Origin of the sequence: Dietzia lutea, assembly GCF_003096075.1 — a bacterium.
GTDB lineage: Bacteria > Actinomycetota > Actinomycetes > Mycobacteriales > Mycobacteriaceae > Dietzia > Dietzia lutea.
The window spans coordinates 3,176,934-3,201,506 of the sequence record NZ_CP015449.1 but is presented as its reverse complement, the minus strand read 5'-3'; the positions used below and the strand labels follow the sequence as shown (position 1 = coordinate 3,201,506).

The window sequence follows — 24,573 nt, the reverse complement described above, 5'->3', positions numbered from 1 at the left end:
CGAAATAGACCGCGGCCCGTGATCAGAACTTCTGATCACGGGCCGCGACGGCTTCAGCCCAGGGACAGGCCGTAGCCGCCGGACTTCTTCGCCTTGGGGATGGCACCGCCCTTGGTGGGCGCCGACGCCTCGGCACCGGAGTCGGTGCTCTTGCCCTCGACCTTGTCGGTCGCCGACGCCTCGGTCGCCTCGGCGGGGGCGTCCTCGGCAGCCGTCTCCTCGGTGGCCGGCTTCTCGGCAGCGGGCTCCGCGTCAGCCGGGGCCTGCGCGTCAGCCGGGGCCTTCGCGGCGGCCTTCGGCGCGCCTGGCGCCTTGGGCGCACCCGGGGCCTTCGCGCCGCCCTTGAGCCCGAGGCCGACCGTCGGCTTGGCGGGAGCGGTCGTCTCGGCCTCGGCGGTGGACGCGGCGTCGCCCGTCGCGGATTCGGCGGGGGCGGACTCGGCCGGAGCAGTCTGCGCCGCCGCCGACTCGCCCGCGGACGGCTCAGCGGCCGCGGCCTTGGCGCCACCGGGGGCCTTCGCCCCGCCCGGAGCCTTGGCGCCACCGGGGGCCTTCGCCTTGCCTCCGCCGAGCGTGAGCCCGCCCGACTTGGGAGCGCCAGCGCTCGCCTTGGGCGCACCCGAGGTGGCCGGGGCCGAACCCTGGGCCGCCTCGCGCGTCTCCTCGGTGCGCTCGGCGTCCTTCACCGCGGACTGCTCCTCGACCGCGGCGGCGCCGGCCGTCGCGGTACCGGGTGCCTTGGCTCCGCCCGGCGCCTTGGCCCCACCGGGGGCCTTCGCGCCGCCCGGGGCCTTGCCACCGCCGAGCTTGAGGCCGCCCGACTTGGGCGCGCCCTTCGAGTCCGCGGCCGACGGCCCGGCCTCCGCGGCGCTGACCGTGCCACCGGAACCGGCGGCCGCGACCTCCGCGCCCTCGCCCTCGTCGATGACGGGGTTGTCGGGGGTGGCCTCGGAGGTCTTCGCCTCGGCAGGAGCAGCAGCCGACGCCCGCTCGGCGTCCGCCGCGTCACGCTCGGCCTCCTTCTCCGCGGTCGTCTTCTCCCGCTCGGGCTGCTCGAGCCACTGGGGCTCGCGGGGATCGGGCAACCCGCCGTCACGGGAGATGGACTCCAGCAGCAGCTGGGAGACGTCCACGACCTCGACCTGGCCCTCCTGCTCGGTGCCGTCGGTCTGGGCGGTGGCGCCGTCGGAGAGCATCACGCGGCAGAACGGGCAGCCCGTGGCGATCTTGGAGGGCGAGGTCGACAGCGCCTCGTCGACGCGGTCGATGTTGATGCGCTTGCCGACCGTCTCCTCCATCCACATGCGCGCGCCACCGGCGCCACAGCACATGGACCGCTGGCCGTGTCGCGGCATCTCCTTGAGCGTGACGCCCGAGCCGTCCATGAGCTCACGCGGGGCCTCGTACACCTTGTTGTGGCGGCCGAGGTAGCACGGGTCGTGGTAGGTCACGTTGCCGTCGATCGGCGCGACCGGGATGAGGCGCTTCTCCCGCACGAGGCGGTTGAGCAGCTGCGTGTGGTGGACCACCTGGTACTCGCCGCCGAGCGGTCCGTATTCGTTCTTCAGCGTGTTGAGGCAGTGCGCACAGGTCACGACGACCTTGCGGTGCGACGTCGGCACGCCGTCGAACGCGTTGTTCAGCGTCTCGATGTTCTGCTCGGCGAGCATCTGGAACAGGAACTCGTTGCCCGCACGGCGGGCCGAATCACCGTTACAGGTCTCGCCCTGTCCGAGCACCGCGAACTTCACACCGGCGGTGTGCAGCAGGGTGGCGACGGCCTGGGTGGTCTTCTTGGCGCGGTCCTCGAATGCACCGGCGCAGCCGACCCAGAACAGGTACTCGGTGTCGCCGAAGTCCTCGACGTCCTTGCCGATCACCGGGATGTCGAAGTCGAGGGCGTTCATCCACTCGTCACGACCGGAGTTGTTCTGGCCCCAGGGGTTGCCCTTGTTCTCGAGGTTCTTGAACAGGCCGGCGAGCTCGGTCGGGAACTCCGACTCGATGAGCACCTGGTAGCGGCGCATGTCGATGAAGTGGTCGACGTGCTCGATGTCCACCGGGCACTGCTCGACACAGGCGCCACAGGTGGTGCAGGACCACAGGGCCTCGGGGTCGATGATGCCCGCGGCCGTCGGGTCCTCGGAGACGTCGGCGGTGGTGTGGCCGACCAGGGGCCGCTGGGCCTCGAGGCGGGCGGCCTCGGGGATCTTGGCCAGCTTGGCCTCGTCCGGGTTGCCGTCGGCGTCGACCAGGCCGGTCTCCTCGCCCATGGTGGTCTGACCACCGGCGAGCAGGTAGGGGGCCTTCGCCGTCGCGTGGTCACGCAGCGACATGATCATGAGCTTCGGGCTCAGGGGCTTACCGGTGTTCCAGGCGGGGCACTGCTCCTGGCAGCGGCCACACTCGGTGCAGGTGGTGAAGTCCAACCAGCCCTTCCACGAGAAGTCCTCGATGGCGCCCGCGCCGAGCTTCGGCTCGAAGTCCTCGTCCTCCTCGGTGAGCTCCTCGACCTTCTCCATGGTCAGCGGGACGCCGTCCATGGTCATGGGCTTGAGGGCGCCCAGCGCGGTGCGGCCGTCGGCCTCGCGCTTGAAGTAGATGTTGAAGAAGGCGGAGAAGCGGTGCCAGGCGACGCCCCAGGTGATGTTCCGGCCCACGACGTACAGCCAGATCATGCCGGTGAGCAGCTTGATCAGCGCGAAGATCGAGACCATGAGCTCGTTGGCGGGCAGGATCGTCGAGAGCGGGCCGGTGACCCAGTCGGTGGCCCAGTGGAAGTCCTGGCCGTCGGCGCGGTACAGCGCGAGCTTGCCGGCCTTGACGAAGAGCATGCCGAGGCCCTCGAGGAGCACGACGGTCTCGACGAAGTAGGCGGCCTTGCGGTCGGAGCCGACGAAGCGGTTGAGGCCGCGGCGCTGGTTGACCTGGCGGATGATGATCAGAACGGTGATGCCGATGACGGTGCCGAGGCCCAGGAACTCGTCGATGACGTGGTACCAGGACTGCTCCGACAGCCACGGCCAGCCTCCGCGCGGGTTGAACGTCTGGATGTAGGCCTCGAACCAGACGATCGATCCGAGCATGAAGCCCACCATGACGAACCAGTGGAAAAAGCCCACGGAGCGCTTGCGGGCCATCCGGGTGTGGGCGCCCACCTCGATGATGACATTCTTGAGCCGGGGCAGGATCGGCCGGAAGCGGTCGAATCCGTCCTTCTGTCCCAGGAAGAGGCCGCGCACCATGCGGGTGACGCCGCCGATGAACGAGGCCCAGCAGAACAGACTGAGCAGGACGCCGATCGTCCCGAGAGTGATGGTCACGCCTGACATGGTTCGCGGCCTTTCGTCGCACTTCTCGACGCACGAGCACTCATAGACCCCTGTGGGCGCCCGTCGACTGTGTCGAGGTCAAAGGTAAGCCACGCGGGCCCCGTACGCCGAGTTGAGGCTGCCCTAACCGGAGCAGGCTCCACTCGGGACGGGGCCCGCGTGTCGTATAGATGGTCAGTTGGTGCGCAACGTCAGCCCGGGATGTGCGGCCAGTACGTCCGCGATCGGGACCGCCGAGAGCCGCGGGGTGAACCCGGCGGCGCGGGAGACGGTGTCCGCGTTGGCGCACGTGCCGGTGTCGGCGACGTTGGACGCGCTCGAGATGCCCAGGGCGCGGTCGCCGGAGAAGACGACTCCGCCGCTGTCCCCGGGCAGGGCGCACAGGTCGACGGTGAAGGCCCCCTCGATCGTGCGGGTGCCGGCGACGTCGATCTGGGCTCCGACCTGGGAGATGGTGCCGCAGGAGAAGCCGGTGCGGAACCCGGTCTTGCAGGCCTTCTGGCCCACGACCGGCGCCGCGGTGCCGACGATCGCCTGGGTGCTGCCGTCGCCGGCGCCGACGAGGTTGGTGCGGAACCGGTCCGCGGCATCCTCGTCGACCGCGATCAGGGCGGTGTCGATGCCCTCGCGCTGCGTACCCGTCATCGTGCCGAACTCCTCGCCGTCGGCCAGGGCCGCGCGGGTGCCGTCGGCGCCGGCGCAGTGGGCGGCGGTGACGACGACGGGCTTGCCGTCGAGCTCCCCGTTGAACCCGGTGGAGCACTCGAGGACGCCGTCCGGGACGCGCACCTGGTAGGCGGTACCGCCCACGACCGGACCCGCGGGGGCGGGCACGGACTGGATGGCGCGGCGTCGGTCCTCCGGCACCGGGGTGGCCTGTGCGGGCACGGTCTCGTTCATGCCGTCGATGATCGAGCCGGTGCCGGGCGTGAGTCCGGCGAGGAGGTCGACGACCGTGCGCAGCGGCCCCTCGGGGATGAGGCCGGCGTCGTTGAGGAGGCCGAGGCTGCCGAGCGATCCCGGGCCTCCGGTCCCGCTACCCGGTGCCGACTGGGCGTCGAGCCGCTCGCCGGTGGCGGCGCCGGTGCGGGTGGTGGAGGGCTCGAGGCCGTCGACGGTGGGCGTCCCCTCGGACTGCCCGCCGCCCTCGCTCCCGAACGGGGCGGTATCCCACCGGGGGTCGGGCGCCTCGATCATGTCGATCTCGGCGAGGTCGCGGAGTCGGGCGTCGAGGTTGCCCAGCTGGGCCGCCTCGCCGCCGCGGGTGGTGACGACCACGGCGTTGCGGGTGGGGTCGACGCGCACGGCGGTGACGAGCTCCTGCAGGTCCTCGGGCATGCCCTCGACGACCGTGCGCACCTGCCGTTCGCGGGCGCCGAGCTCGGCTGTGGTGAGCGCCACGTCCTGCACGGTGAAACCGGCCTCGGTGGCCTCCGACCGGAGGCGGTCACCGGCCGGACCGGCGACGACGCCGACCAGGCCGGTGCCCTCGTCATCCAGCCACACGCCGCCGAACGCGTCGCGGAACCGCTGCTCCCAGTGAGGCCGCGCCTCGGCGAGGCGTTCGCCGATACCGGCCTGGGCCAGGAACTGCTCGGGGGTGAGGCCGAGATCGCGGCGCAGGGCCTCGACGAGCGAGGTCAGCTGCGGTGCGAGGGCGTCGGCCAGGGCGGGGAGTGCCTGCGCCGCAGCGGGCTGCGCGGCGGGGGGAGCGGGTGCGGCGGGTGTGGCGGAGGGGTCCGCGCCGGCGGGCGACGCGGTGACCACCAGCGCCGCTGCGGCGGCGACGGCGGCGATTTTCGAGGTGATGCGCATGATGGCCTTCCGTGATGCACAGATGGACGACCGCTGGTCGACCGATCGCGGCTCGGGATGATGCCGGTGAGATTACGGATCTGTGATTAGTGAGTCCAGTGTGACACGTGTGATTAGTGAGAATCGCCTGGTGGTTTTCGGAAGGGAGGGGAGTCGGAGAATCGCCGCCCCTGCCGCTAGGCTGCCTCTTCGGCAACGACGCATGCGTCATCACCGAAGACTTATCGACCGGAGGTCCCATGTCCGACGCTGACGCCGCACTACACGACGCGCTGGAGACCGTGGTGCGACGCAATCCCGGACAGCGCCTCTTCCGGCAGGCGGTCCACGAGGTGCTGGAGTCGCTCGCGCCCGTGGTCAAGCAGCACCCCGAGTACGTCGAGGGCGGGATCCTCAAGCGGATCATCGAGCCCGAGCGCGTGATCTCCTTCCGCGTCCCGTGGGTCGACGACAACGGGGTCGTCCAGGTCAACCGCGGCTTCCGCGTGCAGTTCAGCTCCGACCTCGGCCCGTACAAGGGCGGCCTGCGCTTCCACAGGTCCGTGGACGAGGACACCCTGAAGTTCCTCGGCTTCGAGCAGGTCTTCAAGAACGCCCTCACCGGCCTCGGCCTGGGCGGCGGCAAGGGCGGGTCGGACTTCGACCCCCACGACAGGAGCGACGCCGAGGTCATGCGCTTCTGTCAGTCGTTCATGGCCGAGCTCGCGCACCACATCGGCGCAGACCTCGACGTGCCGGCGGGCGACATCGGCGTGGGCGGCCGCGAGATCGGCTACCTGTACGGGCAGTACCGAAGGATCACCGGCCGCAACGAGGCGGGCGTCCTCACCGGCAAGGGTGTCGGGTACGGCGGGTCCTGGGCCCGCACGGAGGCCACGGGCTACGGGCTCGTCTACTTCGTGCGCGAGATGCTCCGCGACTCCGAGTACAGCCTCGAGGGCTCGCGCGTCGTGGTCTCCGGCTCCGGCAACGTCGCGATCTACGCCGCCAAGAAGGCCGCCCAGCTCGGCGCGACCGTCGTGGCCTGCTCGGACAGCCAAGGCTACATCCTCGACGAGGACGGACTGGACCTGGACCTGCTCTCCGACATCAAGGACGTGCGTCGCGCACGCCTCACGGCGTACGCCGAGGAGCGCGGCAACTGCACGTACGTCGAGGGGCGGCCGGTGTGGGAGGTCGAGTGCGACATCGCGCTGCCCTGCGCCACCCAGAACGAGCTCGACGGCGACGCGGCCCGGATGCTGGCGGACAACGGGTGCCGGGTGATCGCGGAGGGCGCGAACATGCCCTGCAGCGAGGAGGCCGTGGAGGTCATCCACGAGCGGGGCATCATGTTCGGGCCGGCCAAGGCCGCCAACGCGGGCGGTGTGGCCACCAGCGGTCTCGAGATGCGGCAGAACGCCGGGCGTCTGCAGTGGGACTTCGAGCGCGTGGACTCCGAGCTCGACCGGATCATGACCACCATCCACGCCACCGCGGCCGCGACCGCCGAGGAGTACGGCGTCCCGGGCGACCTCGTCGCCGGCGCCAATATCGCCGCGTTCCGCAAGGTAGCCGACGCGATGCTCGCCCAGGGCGTGATCTAGGCCGGGGAGTGCGCCGGCGCCGGGGGTGATCGCCCACGGTGTCGGCGGACGGCGCACCTCGTCGTCGTCGCCCCTTCTTTTCTCTTTTCTTTCTTCTCTCCCACGAGCGTTCCGGACGCCTCCGCGCACCGCGGAGCGCCGGGACGCTCTCGTCGTTGAGTCTGTCAGACTCATCTTCTGCTGTGAGTTGACTCACTCCGGGAATGGAACCCGCAGAGCGCCCGTTGTACGGGGCGAGAAACCTCAGCGAACCAGACTCAAGTCGGGTTGACTCACCGAACGCCCAGAAGGCAGGGTGGAGTCAACGGCCCGCTCCTTGAGCCGGGTCCACTAAAGACGAGTCTTCACTCGCGGAAGCAGAAAAGGAGATCACCATGGGACGTGCAGTCGGTATCGACCTCGGCACCACCAACTCGTGCGTCGCCGTCCTCGAGGGCGGCGAGGCCAACGTCATCGCCAACGCCGAGGGGTCGCGCACGACCCCCTCGGTGGTCGCGTTCGCCAAGAACGGCGAGGTGCTCGTGGGCCAGCCCGCGAAGAACCAGGCCGTCACCAACGTCGACCGCACCGTCCGCTCGGTCAAGCGCCACATCGGCACCGAGTGGAAGTCCAGCGAGATCGACGGCAAGAACTACACCCCGCAGGAGATCAGCGCCCGCACCCTGCAGAAGATCAAGCGGGACGCCGAGGCCTACCTCGGTGAGGACGTCACCGACGCTGTCATCACCGTGCCGGCCTACTTCAACGACGCCCAGCGTCAGGCCACCAAGGACGCCGGCCAGATCGCCGGCCTCAACGTCCTGCGCATCGTCAACGAGCCCACCGCGGCCGCCCTGGCCTACGGTCTCGACAAGGGCGACAAGGAGCAGACCATCCTGGTCTTCGACCTCGGTGGCGGCACTTTCGACGTCTCCCTGCTCGACATCGGCGACGGCGTCGTCGAGGTCCGCGCGACCTCCGGCGACAACCACCTCGGTGGCGACGACTGGGACCAGCGGATCGTCGACTGGCTGGTCGACAAGTTCAAGTCGCAGAACGGCATCGACCTGACCAAGGACAAGATGGCCCTGCAGCGCCTGCGCGAGGCCGCCGAGAAGGCCAAGATCGAGTTGTCCTCGGGCCAGTCCACCTCGATCAACCTGCCGTACATCACCGTGGACGCGGACAAGAACCCGCTGTTCCTCGACGAGACCCTCTCGCGCGCCGAGTTCCAGCGGATCACGCAGGACCTGCTCGACCGCTGCCGCCAGCCGTTCCAGGCCGTCATCAAGGATGCCGGCATCTCGGTCTCGCAGATCGACCACGTCGTGCTGGTCGGTGGCTCGACCCGTATGCCGGCCGTGTCCGACCTGGTCAAGGAGCTCACCGGCGGCAAGGAGCCCAACAAGGGCGTCAACCCGGACGAGGTCGTCGCCGTGGGCGCCGCGCTGCAGGCCGGCGTGCTCCGCGGTGAGGTCAAGGACGTCCTCCTGCTCGACGTGACCCCGCTGTCGCTGGGCATCGAGACCAAGGGCGGCGTCATGACCAAGCTCATCGAGCGCAACACCACCATTCCCACGAAGCGCTCCGAGACCTTCACCACGGCCGACGACAACCAGCCGTCCGTGCAGATCCAGGTCTTCCAGGGCGAGCGCGAGATGGCCGCGCAGAACAAGCTGCTCGGCTCGTTCGAACTCGCGGGCATCGCCCCGGCGCCGCGTGGCGTGCCGCAGATCGAGGTCACCTTCGACATCGACGCCAACGGCATCGTCCACGTCACCGCCAAGGACAAGGGCACCGGCAAGGAGAACACGATCATCATCCAGGAGGGCTCCGGCCTCTCCAAGGAGGAGATCGACCAGATGATCAAGGACGCCGAGGAGCACGCCGCCGAGGACGCCAAGCGTCGCGAGGAGGCGGACGCCCGCAACCAGGCCGAGTCCACGATCTACCAGACGGAGAAGTTCGTCTCGGAGAACGAGGACAAGATCCCGGCCGACAAGAAGGAGTCCCTCCAGGCCGCGATCGCCGACGCCAAGACCGCCCTCGAGGGCTCGGACGTCGACGCCATCAAGGCCGCCGTGGAGAAGGTCAACACCGAGGCCCAGGCCGTCGGCCAGGCGATCTACGAGGCCTCCGCGGCCGAGGGCGCCGAGGCCGGCGACGCGACGACCGGTGAGGCGGCCGACGACGACGTCGTCGACGCCGAGGTGGTGGACGAGGACGACACCAAGGGTGAGTCCAAGTGACCCGCCCCGAGGAGAACGACGCCGCCGAGACCGCCGCCTGGGCCGGCGCTGACGACGAGGCGCAGCGCGCCGCGGAGACCGTGGAGGCCGAGGTCGTCGACGAGGGCACCGCTTCCGCCGACGGCCCGGCCGACGCCGACGGGGCCGCCACCGCGGACAGCGCCACCGCCGACGGCACCGCCACCGAGGCGGACGGCGCCCCGGCCGGTGACGGCGGGGACGACGATCCGACGTCGGCGCTGCAGGCGCAACTCGACGAGCGGACCGCGGACCTGCAGCGCGTGTCGGCGGAGTTCGCCAACTACCGCCGCCGCGTCGAGCGGGACCGCCAGTCGATCATCGACACCGCCAAGGGTTCGGTGCTCACCGAACTGCTGGGGATCGTCGACGACCTCGACCGCGCCCGCGCGCACGGTGACCTGGAGGAGGGGCCGCTCAAGGTCTTCGCCGACAAGGTCCACGCGCTGCTGGCCTCCCAGGGGGTCGAGGCCTTCGGTGAGGAGGGCGACGCGTTCGACCCGGCCGTCCACGAGGCAGTGCAGGACGAGTCCGACGGCTCCGAGCCCGTCCTCGGGACGGTCCTGCGCAAGGGCTACCGCCACGGAGAGCGGACCCTGCGGACGGCGATGGTGATCGTCCGCTGAGCCACCCGGCTCACACCCCGGCGTGCGGGCGCGGACCGACCACAGATCGGAGGCCGTGCCCGCACGCCGACCCGGCCCCGGCCGTGCCGGGGAACCTGAGAGAATACGAGAGCTGAGGAAAGGAGGCGTCTGGTGAGTCAGCGCGAATGGGTCGAGAAGGACTACTACGCCGAACTGGGCGTCTCCAAGACCGCGAGCCAGGACGAGATCCGCAGGGCCTACCGCAAGCTCGCCCGCGAGAATCACCCGGACTCCAACCCCGGCAACGCGGCCGCGGAGGACAAGTTCAAGCGGATCAGTGAGGCCAACGACGTCATCGGGGACCCCGCGAAGCGCAAGGAGTACGACGCGTTCCGTGCGCAGGTCTCCTCCGGCGGGTTCAGTGGATTCGCCCCCGGCGGCGGCAGCTACACCACCACGAGCGACTTCGACCTCGGTGACCTGTTCGGTGGGGGCGGGCCCGGCGGCGCCGGCGGATTCTCCGACCTCTTCGGCGGCCTGTTCAACCAGGCCCGCGGGGGCGGCGGGGCCGGCGGTCGGAGCCGAGCGCAGCGCCCGCGCGGCGGCCAGGACGTCGAGACCGCCCTGACCCTGTCGTTCCGCGAGGCCGCTCTCGGCGAGACGGTCCAGATCAAGCTGTCCTCGCCGTCGCCGTGCCTGACCTGCCACGGCAGCGGCGCGCGGCCCGGTACCAGCCCCAAGGTGTGCGGTACCTGTCACGGCGCGGGCGTCACGCAGCGCAACCAGGGGGCGTTCGGGTTCGCCGAGCCCTGCACCGACTGCGGCGGCACCGGCTCAAAGATCGACGACCCGTGCCCGGAGTGCGCGGGCAGCGGCGTCACCAACCGCACCCGCACCATCAACGTCAAGGTCCCGGCCGGCGTCCAGGACGGTCAACGCATCCGGCTCTCCGGCCAGGGCGAGGCCGGCTTCCGCGGCGCCCCGTCCGGCGACCTCTACGTCACCGTCACCGTCCAGAAGGACGCGGTGTTCGACCGCGACGGCTCCGACCTGCTCGTGGACCTGCCCGTGTCGTACCCGGAGCTGGTCCGCGGCGCGCAGGTGTCGGTGCCGACGCTCACCGGGCGGGTGACCGTGAAGATCCCCGCCGGCTCGCGCGACGGACAGATCCTGCGCGTACGCGGCCGGGGCATCGCGAGCAAGACCGGAACGGGTGACCTCAAGGTCACCCTCCGGGTGGCCACGCCCCCCGCCGGGATGGCCGAAGCCGAACTGGCCGCCTACGACGACGCATTGCGTGCGGCGGGCTTCGATCCCCGGTCGGGCTGGGCCGGGGCGACATGAGCCCCCGGCGGGACGTCGGGGAGCTGGGGCCCGACGACAGCGTCCTGGTGATCTCGGTGGCCGCCGAACTGTCCGGCCTGCACGCCCAGACCCTGCGCACGTACGACCGCCTGGGCATCGTCACGCCCGAACGCACCAGCGGCGGCGGGCGACGCTACTCCCTGCGAGACGTGGCCATGCTCCGCGAGGTGCAGCGCCTCAGCCAGGAGGAGGGCGTCAACCTCGCCGGCATCAAACGCATCATGGAACTGACCAATCAGGTCGACGCCCTGCGCAGCCGCGTGTCCGAGCTGGTCGAGGAGGTCGCCGAACTGCGCCGCCGCGCCGGCAGCGGCGGCCGGGCCGGCGGCGAGCTGGTTCACGTGCCGCGCTCGACCTCGGTCGTCGTGTGGCGCCCGCGCCACCAGCGCGGGGACCGCGAGGACTGACCCGCCGCCGGGCGCTGCAGCGGCGCCGGCGCCGCGCGGCGGCCACCCGGGCGGACCCGCGCGGGCGGGTAACCTCGGCGGCGACAACCCACCCGAAAGCCCACGAGGAGGACCGCCGTGCGTATCGCCGCCGCCCAGATCCTGACCGGACGCGACCCGCAGGACAACCTCCGACTGGTCCGCGAGTCGGTGGTCGAGGCCGCCGCGCAGTCGGCCCGCATCGTGGTGTTCCCCGAGGCCACCATGCGCGCGTTCGGGGCCGGTCGACTCGACGAGATCGCCGAACCCCTCGACGGCCCGTGGGCGACCGCGGTGGCCGACGCCGCGCGCGAGCACGAGGTCCTCGTCGTCGTCGGCATGTTCACGCCCGGACAGGGCGGCCGCGTCCGCAACACCCTCCTGGTCACGGGCCCCACCGGCGGCGGCGACGAGATCCACACGGGCTACGACAAGATCCACCTGTTCGACGCGTTCGGATTCGCCGAGTCGGACACCGTCGAGCCCGGCGACGAGACGCGCGTGGTGACGGTCGACGGCGTGGGGGTCGGCCTGAGCGTCTGCTACGACATCCGGTTCCCCGGCCAGTACACCGCGCTCGCGTCCGCGGGCGCGCGCGTCACCCTGTGCAGCGCGTCGTGGGGCGCCGGGCCGGGCAAGATCGACCAGTGGCGGCTGCTCGCCCAGGCGCGCGCGCTCGACTCGACGACCTTCCTGCTCGCCGTGGGCCAGGCCGACCCGGCCGTCGAGGGGGTCGAGGTCAAGCGCGGCGCACCCACCGGCGTCGGCCATTCGCTGCTCGTCGGGCCGGACGGGACCGTGCGCTCCGAGGCCGGCCCCGGCGCGGGGCTGATGGTCGTCGAGGTCGACGACGACGAGGTCACCGACATCCGGAAGACCATTCCCGTGCTCGCGAACGGGCGTGTCACGGAGGAGTCGCGCGGGGAGGTCCCGCGGTGAGCGGACCGGGCGGCCCACGCCGGGGCGACGATCCCGCGAACCCGGACCCGGACGACCGCGACGCGCCCACCGAGCCGACCCCGGCGGCCGAGCCTGCTGACGCGGGGGCGGCCGACGCGGGGCCGGCCGATCCTGCGGACCCACCGACGGAGCGACTGTCGCCCGGCGGGTCGGGTGCCGCCGACCCGCCCACCGAGCGGTTGTCGCCGGTCGACCCGCCGACGGAGCAGTTCCCGCCCGCGGACCCGGCCACCGAACACCTCCCGCCCGTCGGCGGCGGCACGTCGAGCGCGGCGTGGTCGCAGTACTCCGCAGGCCCCGCCGCGGGGGCAGCCGGCGCGGCCGGTGTAGTGGGGGCGGCCGGTGCCGCGGGTGCCGCCAACGCCGCGGGCTCCCCGACGCCTCCCGCCTACCCGACCGGGGATGTGCCCCCGCCCGGCGATGTCCCGCCCGACGACGGCGATCCCTGGGACGACGGCGACGGCGGCGGAGGCGGCGGGTCGACGCCCTGGATGATCGCCGCCGTCCTGTTGGCGGTCGCCCTGGTGGCGGCGCTGGTGATCTGGCTGCTCACCGCGACCGGCGGGGACGAGGAGCCGGTCGCGGTGCCCACCACATCGACGCAGACCACCACCCCGACGACGTCGCGGACGACGACGTCGACCACGCCCACCACCACGGGCCCGCCCAGCGCCACCGAGCGCTGTACGCCGGAGTTCATCGCCGGAGAGCTCGGCCGCGGGACGACCGTCCGCGAGTGCGACGGGCGCTTCCTGCTGGTCACCCGGGAGAGCGGTGAGCTGGAGTTGTTCTCGTGGCGAGACGACTCGTGGCAGTTCCTCGCCGAGCCGACGTCCGACGTGTGCCGCGAGCAGCTGCATCAGCTCGGCGTCCCGGACCGGTTCCGCCGCGTGTTCCAGCCGTGCGACGTCGCGACGAGTTCCACCACGTCGTCGACGAGCCCCACGAGCACGAGCAGGACGAGCCAGACCACCACCACCGGCGCCACGACCACCGTCACCACGCCGGGCACCGCGACGTCGGTTACGACCACCGACGAGACCGACGGGGGAGACGCGTCGGGCGACGACACGTCCGGCGACGAGACGACCGACGCACGCACGGCGGCCGGCTGACCCGGGCAACGGGCCCCTTTCTTCATCGAGAAGACACTTCCGCACGCCCGCTCTCGGCCGATGTGTGCCGAACTGTCTTCTCGATGGCGCCGGGGCGGGTGGCGCCGGGGCGTGTGGGCGCGGCCGGCGGGCCCGCGCGCCGCTCAGGGCCGGTCGAAGCTGATGTTCTCCCGTGGGGTGCCCGCCGCGACCAGGCCGCGGACGGTCGCCCGCAGCATCTCCGGCGACCCCGACACGATCACCTGCCGGTCGGCCCACGACCCCCACTGCGTGACCGCCTCGACCAGCGTCCCGGTCTGCCGACGGTGCAGCGTGCGGGGCAGCTCCTGGCGCGGCCCGGCCCACCAGGGGTCCTCGTCCTCCTCGGCGACGGGCTGAATGGTAAGCCACGGGGCGGTCGCGGCGAGGTCGACGAGCGTGGGCAGGTCATAGAGGTCGCCGGGGAAGCGGGCCCCGTAGAACAGGTGCACGCGCGGGTTCTGGCCGTGGCGCATCATGTCCAGCAGCAGGCAGCGCAGCGGGGCGATGCCGGTGCCGCCGCCGATCATGAGCACGTCCCGGAACGGCTCGGACCGGTCCACCTCGAGCAGGCCGAGCGGCCGGGCGAGCACCCAGCGGTCGCCCACACCGACGCCGCGGACGAGCGAGCCGCTGAGGGCGCCGCCGGGGACGTCGCGGATGTGGAACTCGATCTGCCCGGCCGGGTTCGCGGGGATCGACGGGCTGAGCCGCCGCCACACGCCGGGGGAGTAGGGCGTGAGCACGCTGAGGTACTGGCCCGGGTGGTAGTCGACCATCACGTCGCTGATGAGCCGCACCACCACGACGTCGCGGGTGGGCCGCAGCACCTCCACGACGGTGGCGCCGACGCGCGCGGGTCCCTCGCCGGCGGCCGCACCCTGCTGGAGGGCGGTCGACAGCACCCGGTACGCGGTGGCGAGCGTGGTCTCGAGCCGGTCGTCCCAGCCGCGTCCGGCCAGGTGCCGCAGTGTGTGGGTCAGCGCCTCGCCGAAGCGCTGGTGGTGGCGGGGCGCGAGGTCGAGTTTGCGGTGGTCGGCGCCGAGGTGCCGGGCGAACTCGACGACCTCCTCGACCTTCGACCGGTCACCGTCGGCATACTCGGTGGTCTCGAACGCCCAGGTCATCGCGCGGACGAACTCGCGGAGCACGGGCGTGGCGTCGCGGGGGAACAGTTCGCGGAAGTCGGGGTCGGCGGCGCGGAGCGCGCGGGCGAACAGCTCGGGGAAGCGGTCGTCGGCGATCAGGTCACGCAGCGCGAGCAGCGGCGGCGCCTGCGCGCCCACCTCGGCGGGCTCGTCGAGCGGCTCGGCCAACGGATCGTGTCGCCGACCGAGGAACGGGTCGAGGTCGATGTCCGCGACGAGGCGCTCCACGTCGTGATCGTGGAACGGCTCGTCGGCAGGCTCGGGTCCGGGGTCGTCGCTCACGTTCCGGGCACCTCCCGTCTCGTCGTCGTCACCGCCCCCACCCTATCCGCGCGCACCGACACACCCGCCGCGACCGACGCGATGCCCGCGCGCCGCACGGCGCCGCTCACCTGCCCAGGGTGATGTCGACGCCCGCGCGCAGTTCGTCCTCGGTGTAGGTCAACTGGCCGCGGCCGGGCAGTTCCACCACGTAGAACGAGCTGCCTGCGGGGACGTCGGGGAACCCGAACGTGAACGTGCACGAGGCCAGGTCGCCGCCGGAGTAGGCGAGCCGGGCGGTGTCGATGACCGATGTCGCGCCCTCGAGGAGGGTGATGGTGGTGCCCTCGCCGATGTCGGACAGGGCGACGGGCAGGTCGCAGCCGGTGTCGTCGCCGGAGACCGGATCGGCGGGCGTGGAGACCACGGTGAAGGTGCCCTCGACGGCGAACGCCGAGCCCGGCGCCCGTTCGGCGGGTGGGAGGAGCTGGGGTATCGGCCCCCGCGCGGCCTCGGTGCCGCGGCCGGCGTCGGAGCCGGTGTCCGACCACGGGCCGGGGAGCACGCCGGACAGGACGACACCCAGGGCGACGACGACGAGCGCCGCCGCCCCGAACACCGCCGCGATCGCGAGGCCGCCGCGAGGGCGGGACTTCGGCGGGGTCGCGTCGGGCGGTGGGCCGGCGCCGGGACCGCCATCGGGGGCCGGGAACGGGCGCTGCGGTGGCGGGGAGTCGGCGTCCGGGCCGGGCACGGATGAGGGCAGGGGCCGGGGCGGGTCGCCGTAGCGGTAGGTGCCGTCGGCGAGCGGCGGGTAGTGCATCGGCATGTGCGGTGCTCCTTCCCGTCCGGCATCCAGGGCGATTCTAGTGGTCGCGCGGGTGCCGGGTCGGTCACAGTGGGGACGCGGCCGGGCGTGTGGCTTGGTCCCGGGCGCCTCGGTCGGGGATGCTGGGAGGATGGCTGCCGATCCGTCGACTCCCGCTCACGCCCGCCGCGACCCGGTCGGACCCGGGCACGACCCGGTCGACGACGCCGATCTCGATCCGCGCTCGCCGTTGCCGACCCGGCCGGGTCCGCTGGGGATGGTCGGCAACGCCGTCCGCGGCGCGCTCATCGGGATGGCCGAGCTCGTTCCCGGCGTCTCGGGCGGCACGGTGGCCCTGGTGACCGGTGTCTACCCGCGGTTGCTGGATTCCGGCGCGCACGTGGTGGACGGACTGCGCTCGGCCGCCCTCGGTCCGGAGCGGCGGGCCCGCACCCGCGCGGCGTTCCGCCACGTCGACTGGTGGCTGCTGCTGCCGCTCGCGGTGGGCATGCTGGCAATGGTCTTCACGCTGGCCGGGGTGCTCAAGGGGTTCGTCGAAGGCAGCCCGGAGATCGCCCGCGGCCTGTTCCTGGGCATGGTGGCCGCGAGCATCGCGGTCCCGCTGGGGATGGCGGGCGCGACCCCGGGCGGACGGAACTGGGTGCTGGGTCTGGTGTTCGTCCTGGGCGCGGTGTTCGCGTTCGTGCTCTCGGGGCTGCCGAGCGGGTCGATCAGCGACCCCTCCTATCTGCTGGTGTTCGTCGCGGCGGCCGTGGCGATCTGCGCCCTGGTCCTGCCCGGGGTCTCCGGGTCGTACCTACTGTTGGCGATGGGCCTGTACGCCCCCACGCTCGGCGCGGTCGACGAGCGGAACTTCGCCTACCTGGGCGTCTTCGCGCTCGGCGCGCTGGTCGGCATCTCGCTCTTCGTCAAGGTCCTCGACCGGCTCCTCGAGGACTTCCGCAAGCCCACCCTCGTCGCCATGGCCGGGCTCATGCTGGGCTCGCTGCGTGCGCTGTGGCCGTGGCAGACGGAGGAGGCCGACGTGCTCGCGCCCGGGTCGGACTGGCCCGCCGTGCTGGCAGCGGTGGCGGCCGGCGTGGCGGTGGTGCTGATCGTGCTGGCCGCGGAGAGGGCCTTCGCGGGGAAGACCGCCACCACCGGCCCGGCCGTCACAATCGATCAGGCCACCACCGATCAGGCCGCCGACAGCACCTCCGACTCCAACCGCCGGTAGCCGACCTCCATCCCGTCGACCATCCCGGTGTCGAGGATCATCTCGCGCAACTCGGCGCTCGCGTAGGTGATGACGAGCGTGAGCAGCGTCCCGCCCTCCACGGCGGTGAGGGTCTGCTCGTTGCGGGTGGGCGGCGCGTCGGCGCCCTCCATCGCCTCGGTGAACACCTCGCGGTGCGGCGGGTCGGTCTCCAGCAGCTCACCCGTCAGCGCGAACGGCTCGCCCTCGACGCCCTCCTCGGGTGCCCACTCGAAGCGCGTGGTCTGCCCGGGCTCCGACGCGACCCGGCACCCGACGAGCGCCCAGCCGTCCGGCCCGTGGAACCACCGGTCCAGGACCGCGGGGTCGTGGTGGGCGTCCCAGATCTGCTGCGGGGTCCCGCGCAGGACGCGGGTGAACCGAACCGTCCGGTCGTCGAGGTGCTGGGTCCGCGTGCCGGTGTCGGCCGCGAAGGTGGCGTCGTCGCCGACGACGGCGTCGATCTGCGACATCGCCTCGCGGGTGCCTTCCTCCATGCCCATCGCGACCAGCTGCTCGAGCTCGGAGAGGCTGCCGAAGTGGGAGGTGGTGGTCAGGCGGGAGCCGGCGTCCGTCGCCTCGAAGGTGAACACCATGCGCGTGGTGGGCAGGTCCGTGTCGGGCGCGCCGTCGTCGCGGGTGAAACCGTCGAGCACCTCGAACGAGCGGCCCTCGTCGACCGCGAGGAACTCCCAGTAGCCGCGGGCGCGGCTACCGTCGGGCCCGGTCATGTAGTAGTCCGTCCGGCCGCCGGGGAACACGTCGTGCCGGGTGAAGGTGGCGGGCCACGTCGGCGGGCCCCAGAAGCGTTCGATCTGCCGCGGGTCGACGTAGGCGTCCCACAGGCGACGCACCGACACCGGGAATTCGGCGACGATGGTCAGGGTCAGTTGGTCGAGATCTTTGTCCACCGATGTCACCGGCATGACGGGCCTTCTTTCTCGCGGAGGGTGCTGGTGTGGGGTCACTCGTGGTGCTGCTCCTCGGCGAGGAGGGCGTCGAGTCGGTCGATGCGTCCCCGCCAGATGTCCTCGAACCCGTCGAGCAGGCTCTGTGCTCGTCGGATCGCGTCGACATCGCCCCGGACCCGGCGCTCTCGGCCGATCCGGTGGTCACTGATCAGTCCCGCCTCCTCCAGGACGTTGACGTGCTTGCGGACGGCCGCGAACGACATGTCGTAGTGGTCCGCCAGTGAGGAGACGGTGGACTCGCCGGCGAGCGTCCGCCGGAGGATGTCCCGCCGCGTGACGTCGGCCAGCGCGCGGAACAGTCGGTCCACCTCGTCGTCATCGAGGGCCACCTCATCCGTTCGACATGAAACCATGTGGTATCACGTTAGGTCTGTGGGGGCTCGGGGTCAATACCCGGCGGCGGGCCGGCCCTCCCGGCGCCGGCATTCCACAGCCCGCTCCGCCTCCACAGGGACGGGCGGGTACCGCCCGGCGAGCGGCCGTCTCGTCGTCGTCGTCCTCTAGCCTGACGGCGTGCAGGCATCGCTCCCCAGGGTTCCCGAGACCGACGTCGCCTCCTTCGTGGGCGCGGCGGCGCTCGGCCGCGCCCGGGGCTACGCCGACGCCACGCACATCCGGGAGCTGCGGTACGACGCCGCCACCCACCGCCTCGACGCGGACGTCGCGGGCAGCGGCGGCAGGGGCGGCCGCGCCTGGTACTCGACGACCGTCCACCTCACGGCGCCCGACGCGGACGGCTACTCGCGCCCGCGCCGCAGCCTGTGCACGTGCCCCGTCGCGCTGAACTGCAAGCACGCCGCCGCGGTCATGCTGTACGCGGCGACGCTCGCCGACCGCGATGCCGGCGTGTCCGACTGGCGGCGCCAGGCCGAGGAGTCCCTGCGCACGGTCGACGCGGGGCGGGCGTATCAGGAGGCCCCGATCGTCGGGATGCAGCTGTCGGTGGTGCCCGACGAGCTCGCCCCGGACGGCGGCGCGGGCGGCCTGCAACCGGGGCTCGGCAACCGGCTCAAGGCGCGGATCGTGGTGCCCGGCAGCGGCGGGCGCTGGAAGTCGGCGGGCGTCGAGTGGGACCGGCTGCGTTACGGCTGGGACGGCGGGCTGTCGCTCGCCCAGGCCGCGTGGCTGCGGGCGGTCGACGCGCTCGCCCGCAGTCACCGCCAGGCGCGCGTGTGGCTCGACCTGTGCGACGCCGAGGTCCCCGCCCTGTGGCCGCTCGTCTCCACGGCCGCGGAGGCGGAGATGGAGATCGTCCCCGGCGACGGCCTGCGCGAGGTCGTGCCCGGGCCGCCGCGCCGCGTCGGCCTCACCGCGTGGAGCCCGGACGGGTCGGCGCTGGTGGTGGTCGCCGCGGCGGAGGTGGAGCCGGGGTCGGGCGGCGCCTGGGACGCCGGCGGCTACGGCGCGGGGGACGACGGCACAGGGGATGACGGCGACGACGGCGAGGGTCGCGACCGCCCCCTGCCCGGCGCCCTCGTGGGGGAGCACGGGGACATGGTCGCGCTGGTCCGCGACCGGGTGCTGGAGCTGTCCCCCGTCGGGCGGCTGGGGCCCGGCGTGGCCAGGCGGCTGCGGCAGTGGCGCGCCCTGACCGTCCCGGACGAGGCGGTGCCCGAGTTCTGTGCGGACTTCCTGCCCGACCTCGTCGACAGGTTCCCGGTGACCGACCGCGTCGGGCTGCTCGAGCTGCCCCGGTTCGACCGCGTGGAGCTGGAGCTGACGATCCGGCCGCCCGCCGGGGCGGGCCCGGGTGGTGCGACGCACGAGCTGGGGCTGATGTTGCAGTGGCACCGCGTCGACGTGATGCGCATGACCGACGACACCGAGGTGATGCGCCGGCGGCCCCTCAGCGTGGCCGAGATGGGGATCGGCACCCCGCTGCCCGGGGATCCCGCGCTCGTCGCGCTGACCACGGCCGTCTCCGACGCCGGCTGGGGCTGGATCCTCGGCGAGGGCACCCTGCGGGTGACCGGTCGAGAGGCCGGCCTGGTGCTGACCGACGGGCTCGAACAGCTCCGCTCGCTCGACGGCGTCACAGTGGTGCTGGCCGACGAGGTGCCGAGTATCCGTCGGGCCACCGAGGGACCGCGCATCCACGTGGCCACCGAGGACGACCGCTCGGGGATCGACTGGCTGGGACTGACGGTCACCGTCACCGTCGAGGGCCGCCCCGTCCCGTTCGCCGCCATCTTCCGGGCGGTGGTCACCGGGCAGGATGAGTTCCTCACCGAGGACGGCCTGCTCGTCCCGGTGGACCTCGAGCGGTTCGGCGAGCTGCGCGAGCTGCTCGACGAAGCGATGGCGGCCTCCGCCGAGCGGGTCGGCAGGGACCCGGACGGGACGGGCGTGAAGATCGGCCTCGGTCAGGCCGGGGTGCTCGCGGACCTCGCCGAGCTGGCCGACGACCTCGAGCCGCCGTCGGGGCGGGCCCGGGCGCTGCTCGAACTGGCCGCCGACACCCCCGCGCCCGTGCCGGCTCCCGCCGCGCTCGAGGCGGACCTGCGGCCGTACCAGCAGCAGGGGCTGGACTGGCTGGCCATGCTGTGGCGGCACCGGATCGGCGGGATCCTCGCCGACGACATGGGACTGGGCAAGACCATCCAGTCGCTCGCGCTCATCGCCCACGCGCACGAGACCGCCGGCGACCACCCGCCGGGGCCGTTCCTCGTCGTGGCACCCTCGTCTGTCGTGCCCAACTGGGAGGCCGAGGCACGCCGGTTCGTCCGCTCGCTGCGGGTGGCGCGGCGATCGGCGACCGAGGCCCGGTCCACGACGACGGTCGCCGAGGACGCGGCCGCGCACGACATTGTGGTGACCTCCGCCGCGGTCCTGCGGCTGGACGCCGAGTCGTACGCGGGCATCGAGTGGGCCGGCGTGATCCTCGACGAGGCCCAGCAGGCAAAGAACCCGGGCTCGAAGCTCTTCGCCGCGCTGGCCGGGCTGCGGGCGGACTTCCTGCTCGCCGTGACGGGCACTCCGATGGAGAACAACCTCACCGAGCTGTGGGCGGTCGCGGCGCTGTCGTGCCGGGGCGTGCTGCCCGACGCCAAGGAGTTCCGCGCCCGCTTCCGCACCCCCATCGAGAAGGACGGGGACCAGGCCACTCTCGAGCGGCTACGCAGGCGGCTGCGTCCGTTCCTGCTGCGGCGGCGCAAGGAGCTCGTGGCCGCCGACCTGCCCCCGCGCACGGACGCGGTGATGGAGATCGAGCTGTCGGCCACGCACCGCCGGATCTACGAGCGGGAACTGGCCCGGCAGCGGGCCTCACTGCTGGCGCTGCTCGACGACTTCGAGTCCAACCGCATCAGCATCCTCGCCGGGCTCACCGTCCTCCGGCGGCTGTGCCTGGACGCCTCCCTCGTCGACCCGGACCATCTCGGCGTCGCGTCGGTGAAGACCGACGAGCTCATCGCCGCTCTGCGGGAGGTGGTGGCCGAGGGGCACCGCGCGCTGGTGTTCAGCCAGTTCACCACCTACCTCGACACCGTCGTGGAGCGGCTGCGCGACGAGGGGATCACGGTGGCCCACCTCGACGGCAGCACGACGGACCGGGCCGGGGCCGTCGGCGAGTTCACCGAGGGCGGCGCGCAGGTGTTCTGCCTGAGCCTCAAGGCCGGCGGCGTGGGGCTCAACCTGGTCGGCGCCGACTACGTCTTCCTGCTGGACCCGTGGTGGAACCCGGCGACCGAGGCCCAGGCCGTGGACCGCGCACACCGCATCGGCCAGACCCGGCCGGTGCTGGTCTACCGGATGGTCGCCCGCGACACCATCGAGGAACGCGTGGTGGAACTGCAGCAGCGCAAGGCCGAGCTGTTCGCCTCCGTGCTGGACAGTGGCGAGCACTTCTCGGCCGCGCTCACCGCCGACGACCTGCGCGGGCTGCTCGAGTAGGCGCGCCTCACTCAGCGCATCTCCGGCAGCGCCAGCCCCGCGGCGACGGCCGCCCCGAACAGCGCAGTGTCCCGCGACGGCGAGTAGACCACTCGCGGGATGGGCACGGAGATCGGCAGGGACTGCAGCTGCTCGGCGACCGGTCCGTGCAGCGCCTCGCCCAGCCCCACCACGATGCCGCCGGTGAGCAGGACCGTCCGGGGGCGGAAGAGCTGGACGGCGTCCACGAGGAACGACCCGAGCCGGTAGGCGTAAACCTCGGCGGCGCCGTCGCCGTGCTCGCGCTCGAGGTCGTACAGGCCGTGCCCGCCGAGCCCCCACCACGCCTCGGTGTTGGTGCCGTCGCCGACGATCCGCCAGTGCCCGAGGTCCCAGCCGGTGTGGCCGCACGGGTGGATGAGTGCGCCGTGGTGGTTGAGCGCGCCGAACGCCAGGGACGAGCCGAGGGAGATGGCGATGCCGCCGAACTCGACGTCCGGGAGCCGCGTCAGCGCCAGGGCGTGGGCGTCGCCGTCGCCGATGACCGAGACCGGCGCGTCGATCAGCGACACCAGTTCGGTGCGCAGGTCGCCCTCCGCCCACGCGGCGGCGCGCGACATGACCACCCGTCCGCGGTCCGCGTCGACGTGGCCGTTCAGCGACACGCCGACGCCGGCGGGGGAGCGGTCGACGGCGAGGACAGCGGTGGCGAGATCCTGGGCGGTCGCGACCTCGGCACCGTGGACGCCCACGACGTTGCCGTTCACCACGGCACCGATCCGCGTCCCGCTGCCGCCGATGTCCACGACCACGCCGTTGCGCATCGCCGCACCTCCCATTTTCGTGCCTACATTCTCTCCACTTATTCGTAGCGGGCGCGCGGAGGGTTTGCTGCCGGTGGCCGCGGGCCGGGCCAGCGCACCCGGCCGCCGGCCGGTGTGTGGCGAAGATCATGTGCGGCCCGGGGATCGAAAGTCGCCGCACGTCGTTAATAGTAGACATGACCACTACTTTCGACACCCAGAACGTGCTCGCCCTGGATGAGCAGGCGCAGGACCTGCTGTTCCGCGAGGCGCGCACGGCCAACGCCTTCACCGACGAGCCCGTCACCGACGAGCAGATCCGCGCGATCTTCGACCTGGTGAAGTGGGCTCCCACCTCCATGAACATCCAGCCCCTGCGCGCGATCGTCATCCGCTCGGAGGAGGCCAAGGCCCGCCTGCTGCCGCTCCTCGCCGAGGGTAATCGCGCCAAGACGGCCGCGGCCCCGGCCGTCGCGCTGCTCGCGGCCGACATCGACTTCCACGACGAGCTGCCCACGCAGTTCCCGCACTTCCCCGGTGCGCGTGACCTCTTCGCCGATGACGAGGAGGCCCGCGTGAGCACGGCCGAACTCAACGCCGGGCTGCAGATCGGTTACGCGATCATCGGCATCCGTGCCGCCGGCCTCGCGGCGGGCCCGATGACCGGCTTCGACGCCGAGGCGATCTCCCGCGAGTTCTTCCCCGACGGCCGCCACCGCGTGCTCGTGGCCGTCAACATCGGCAAGCCCGCCGAGGAGGGCGCCTGGTTCGACCGGCTCCCGCGGCTCGGGTACGACGAGGTCGTCGAGACCCTCTGACCACCCTTCCCTCCACCTCTCCGACGGGCCGGGCGCTGCGGCGCCCGGCCCGTCGGCGTCATCCGGTGGGCGGCCCCGGGCAGCCCACGACGTGCAGCGCGAACCGGTCGCCGTAGCCGAGCAGGACCTGCGGTGGGTATGCGGGCCGCTCGGCCATGACCTCGGGCCCGTACGGCACCGCGTGGGTGATCCCCACCGCGTGCATGAGTTCGTGCAGCGTCAGGCTCCGTGTCCAGGGGTCGCCGGGAACGGGGCCGATCTGGTCGGGCCGCAGCGTGACCGAGCCCCGCATGATGAGGCCGCGGGGCCAGACGGTGGGCCCGCCGACGCCCGCGACGTCCGTCCCGTGGAATTCCGGGTGGTCGCCGTAGGTCACGGAGAGGGCGCCCTCGGCCTCCCTGTCCGACTCGGTTCCCGGGCCGAGGTAGCGCAGCGGTAGCCCGCTGGCGAAGGCGAGGGTCTCGACCGCCCACGCCAGGTCGGCCTCGGAGCCCGGTGGTGCGTCGAAGGAGCGCACGGGGATCTCGTGGTCGCACGGCCAGTGGGCCACGTAGCCGTCCTCGCTCACCTCGAGGCTGTAGTCGACGCCGGCGACGAGCCCGGCCGGCGGCGGGTAGTCCTCGAGCCGGCGCGGCGACCATTCCCCGTGCAGCGGCCGCGGCGCGCCGGGGATCGTGGTGTCCGCGGCGTTGGCCTCCTGCGAGCGGAAGATCCCGCCGTTGCCGCCGGAGATCCGGACCGCGCCCTCGCCGATCGCCGCGACCGTGTCCCGGTGCTCGGCGGGGACCTTCTCCAGCAGAGAGGGGGTCGTGCCGACCACGGCCAGCGCGATCGCGATCGGCACCACCACCGCGAGGACGTAGATGACGAACCTGGTGGCGCGGGCCACCGGACTGTAGTGGTCCACCGCGCTACAGGCCCGCCGCGAGTGGAAGGACAGGGACGGATGAGGGGAGATCGGTCACGGGGGCTGCCTGGGGTCGAGGTGGAGCGGTCGAGGGAGGGCCGCTGGTGTCGAATGGAGTCTACTCAGTTATGGACGTCCGTTCACATCGGTTCGCGGCACCGCGTGACGAGATTCTTAACTTGAGCGGAATAGACTCAATCTGACAGCCGTTGTAGAGAGTGTCCGGCCGTGAACAGCGCCGGTATTGATTCAAGTACGCTCAACACTACGCCCAGAAAGGACC

18 protein-coding genes are annotated in these 24,573 nt (G+C 72.3%); 10 read left to right on the top strand and 8 right to left on the bottom strand.

Annotated features, from left to right (window positions below; genetic code table 11):
• Positions 1-53: 53 nt before the first annotated feature.
• A complete protein-coding gene (locus tag A6035_RS14670; RefSeq protein ID WP_108848532.1) occupies positions 54-3,332 on the bottom strand; it encodes a (Fe-S)-binding protein in 3,279 nt (1,092 codons plus the stop codon).
• Positions 3,333-3,506: 174 nt separating this feature from the next.
• The gene (locus A6035_RS14665; protein ID WP_108848531.1) at positions 3,507-5,147 is read right to left on the bottom strand and encodes a S1 family peptidase; all 1,641 of its coding nucleotides are present in this window, start codon (positions 5,145-5,147) and stop codon (positions 3,507-3,509) included.
• Between the two features lie 239 nt (positions 5,148-5,386).
• Between A6035_RS14665 and gdhA the strand changes: the two genes are divergently transcribed.
• The 7 genes from gdhA to A6035_RS14630 all read left to right on the top strand — a co-directional run bounded on the left by gdhA (position 5,387) and on the right by A6035_RS14630 (position 13,431).
• Positions 5,387-6,733: an NADP-specific glutamate dehydrogenase gene (gene gdhA, locus A6035_RS14660; RefSeq protein ID WP_108848530.1), complete on the top strand. Its 1,347-nt coding sequence runs from the start codon at positions 5,387-5,389 to the stop codon at positions 6,731-6,733.
• Between the two features lie 374 nt (positions 6,734-7,107).
• Positions 7,108-8,961 carry a molecular chaperone DnaK gene (dnaK, locus tag A6035_RS14655; RefSeq protein WP_108848529.1) on the top strand — a complete coding sequence of 618 codons (1,854 nt, stop codon included), beginning with the start codon at positions 7,108-7,110 and terminating at the stop codon, positions 8,959-8,961.
• Positions 8,958-9,605, top strand: coding sequence for a nucleotide exchange factor GrpE (grpE, locus tag A6035_RS14650; RefSeq protein WP_108848528.1), 648 nt, complete (start codon positions 8,958-8,960; stop codon positions 9,603-9,605). The genes dnaK and grpE overlap by 4 nt, the downstream gene beginning before the upstream one ends.
• 132 nt (positions 9,606-9,737) lie before the next feature.
• The gene (gene dnaJ / locus A6035_RS14645) at positions 9,738-10,910 is read left to right on the top strand and encodes a molecular chaperone DnaJ (RefSeq protein WP_108848527.1); all 1,173 of its coding nucleotides are present in this window, start codon (positions 9,738-9,740) and stop codon (positions 10,908-10,910) included.
• Positions 10,907-11,338, top strand: a complete 432-nt coding sequence (locus A6035_RS14640; RefSeq protein WP_108848526.1) for a heat shock protein transcriptional repressor HspR — start codon at positions 10,907-10,909, stop codon at positions 11,336-11,338. Before dnaJ ends, A6035_RS14640 begins: the two co-directional genes overlap by 4 nt.
• Before the next feature lie 117 nt (positions 11,339-11,455).
• The gene (locus tag A6035_RS14635; protein WP_108848525.1) at positions 11,456-12,295 is read left to right on the top strand and encodes a carbon-nitrogen hydrolase family protein; all 840 of its coding nucleotides are present in this window, start codon (positions 11,456-11,458) and stop codon (positions 12,293-12,295) included.
• Positions 12,292-13,431, top strand: coding sequence for a hypothetical protein (locus tag A6035_RS14630; RefSeq protein WP_208635547.1), 1,140 nt, complete (start codon positions 12,292-12,294; stop codon positions 13,429-13,431). The genes A6035_RS14635 and A6035_RS14630 overlap by 4 nt, the downstream gene beginning before the upstream one ends.
• A 143-nt stretch (positions 13,432-13,574) precedes the next feature.
• Here the strand turns inward: A6035_RS14630 and A6035_RS14625 are convergent, their stop codons facing one another.
• Positions 13,575-14,879 carry an FAD-binding oxidoreductase gene (locus tag A6035_RS14625; protein ID WP_108848524.1) on the bottom strand — a complete coding sequence of 435 codons (1,305 nt, stop codon included), beginning with the start codon at positions 14,877-14,879 and terminating at the stop codon, positions 13,575-13,577.
• A 106-nt stretch (positions 14,880-14,985) separates the two neighbouring features.
• Complete coding sequence (locus tag A6035_RS14620) at positions 14,986-15,687, bottom strand: hypothetical protein (RefSeq protein ID WP_108848523.1); 702 nt, start codon at positions 15,685-15,687, stop codon at positions 14,986-14,988.
• Positions 15,688-15,817: 130 nt separating this feature from the next.
• Here A6035_RS14620 and A6035_RS14615 point away from each other — a divergent pair, with 130 nt between their 5' ends.
• The gene (locus A6035_RS14615; protein ID WP_108848522.1) at positions 15,818-16,903 is read left to right on the top strand and encodes a DUF368 domain-containing protein; all 1,086 of its coding nucleotides are present in this window, start codon (positions 15,818-15,820) and stop codon (positions 16,901-16,903) included.
• Here A6035_RS14615 and A6035_RS14610 read toward each other — a convergent pair.
• Both A6035_RS14610 and A6035_RS14605 read right to left on the bottom strand, forming a co-directional pair.
• Entirely contained in the window at positions 16,864-17,847 is a 984-nt protein-coding gene (locus A6035_RS14610) for an SRPBCC family protein (protein ID WP_108848521.1), read from the bottom strand. The two genes, A6035_RS14615 and A6035_RS14610, sit on opposite strands and share 40 nt — an antisense overlap.
• Before the next feature lie 38 nt (positions 17,848-17,885).
• Entirely contained in the window at positions 17,886-18,245 is a 360-nt protein-coding gene (locus A6035_RS14605) for an ArsR/SmtB family transcription factor (RefSeq protein ID WP_108848520.1), read from the bottom strand.
• Positions 18,246-18,405: 160 nt separating this feature from the next.
• Between A6035_RS14605 and A6035_RS14600 the strand changes: the two genes are divergently transcribed.
• A complete protein-coding gene (locus tag A6035_RS14600; RefSeq protein ID WP_108848519.1) occupies positions 18,406-21,783 on the top strand; it encodes a DEAD/DEAH box helicase in 3,378 nt (1,125 codons plus the stop codon).
• Positions 21,784-21,794: 11 nt separating this feature from the next.
• On the opposite strand, the gene A6035_RS14595 is transcribed toward A6035_RS14600, so the two are convergent.
• Entirely contained in the window at positions 21,795-22,586 is a 792-nt protein-coding gene (locus tag A6035_RS14595) for an acetate and sugar kinases/Hsc70/actin family protein (RefSeq protein WP_108848518.1), read from the bottom strand.
• 176 nt (positions 22,587-22,762) lie between these two features.
• Here A6035_RS14595 and A6035_RS14590 point away from each other — a divergent pair, with 176 nt between their 5' ends.
• Entirely contained in the window at positions 22,763-23,383 is a 621-nt protein-coding gene (locus A6035_RS14590; protein ID WP_108848517.1) for a malonic semialdehyde reductase, read from the top strand.
• Positions 23,384-23,441: 58 nt separating this feature from the next.
• Here A6035_RS14590 and A6035_RS14585 read toward each other — a convergent pair whose 3' ends face one another.
• A complete protein-coding gene (locus A6035_RS14585; protein ID WP_235026666.1) occupies positions 23,442-24,290 on the bottom strand; it encodes a hypothetical protein in 849 nt (282 codons plus the stop codon).
• Between the last annotated feature and the right edge of the window lie 283 nt (positions 24,291-24,573).

Excerpts from the sequence above, each read along its gene's own strand:
- A6035_RS14670 (WP_108848532.1), bottom strand. The coding sequence starts at position 3,332 with ATGTCAGGCGTGACCATCACTCTCGGGACGATCGGCGTCCTGCTCAGT.
- A6035_RS14665 (WP_108848531.1), bottom strand. The coding sequence starts at position 5,147 with ATGCGCATCACCTCGAAAATCGCCGCCGTCGCCGCCGCAGCGGCGCTG.
- gdhA (WP_108848530.1), top strand. The coding sequence starts at position 5,387 with ATGTCCGACGCTGACGCCGCACTACACGACGCGCTGGAGACCGTGGTG.
- dnaK (WP_108848529.1), top strand. The coding sequence starts at position 7,108 with ATGGGACGTGCAGTCGGTATCGACCTCGGCACCACCAACTCGTGCGTC.
- A6035_RS14640 (WP_108848526.1), top strand. The coding sequence starts at position 10,907 with ATGAGCCCCCGGCGGGACGTCGGGGAGCTGGGGCCCGACGACAGCGTC.
- A6035_RS14620 (WP_108848523.1), bottom strand. The coding sequence starts at position 15,687 with ATGCCGATGCACTACCCGCCGCTCGCCGACGGCACCTACCGCTACGGC.
- A6035_RS14615 (WP_108848522.1), top strand. The coding sequence starts at position 15,818 with ATGGCTGCCGATCCGTCGACTCCCGCTCACGCCCGCCGCGACCCGGTC.
- A6035_RS14610 (WP_108848521.1), bottom strand. The coding sequence starts at position 17,847 with ATGCCGGTGACATCGGTGGACAAAGATCTCGACCAACTGACCCTGACC.
- A6035_RS14605 (WP_108848520.1), bottom strand. The coding sequence starts at position 18,245 with ATGGTTTCATGTCGAACGGATGAGGTGGCCCTCGATGACGACGAGGTG.
- A6035_RS14595 (WP_108848518.1), bottom strand. The coding sequence starts at position 22,586 with ATGCGCAACGGCGTGGTCGTGGACATCGGCGGCAGCGGGACGCGGATC.
- A6035_RS14590 (WP_108848517.1), top strand. The coding sequence starts at position 22,763 with ATGACCACTACTTTCGACACCCAGAACGTGCTCGCCCTGGATGAGCAG.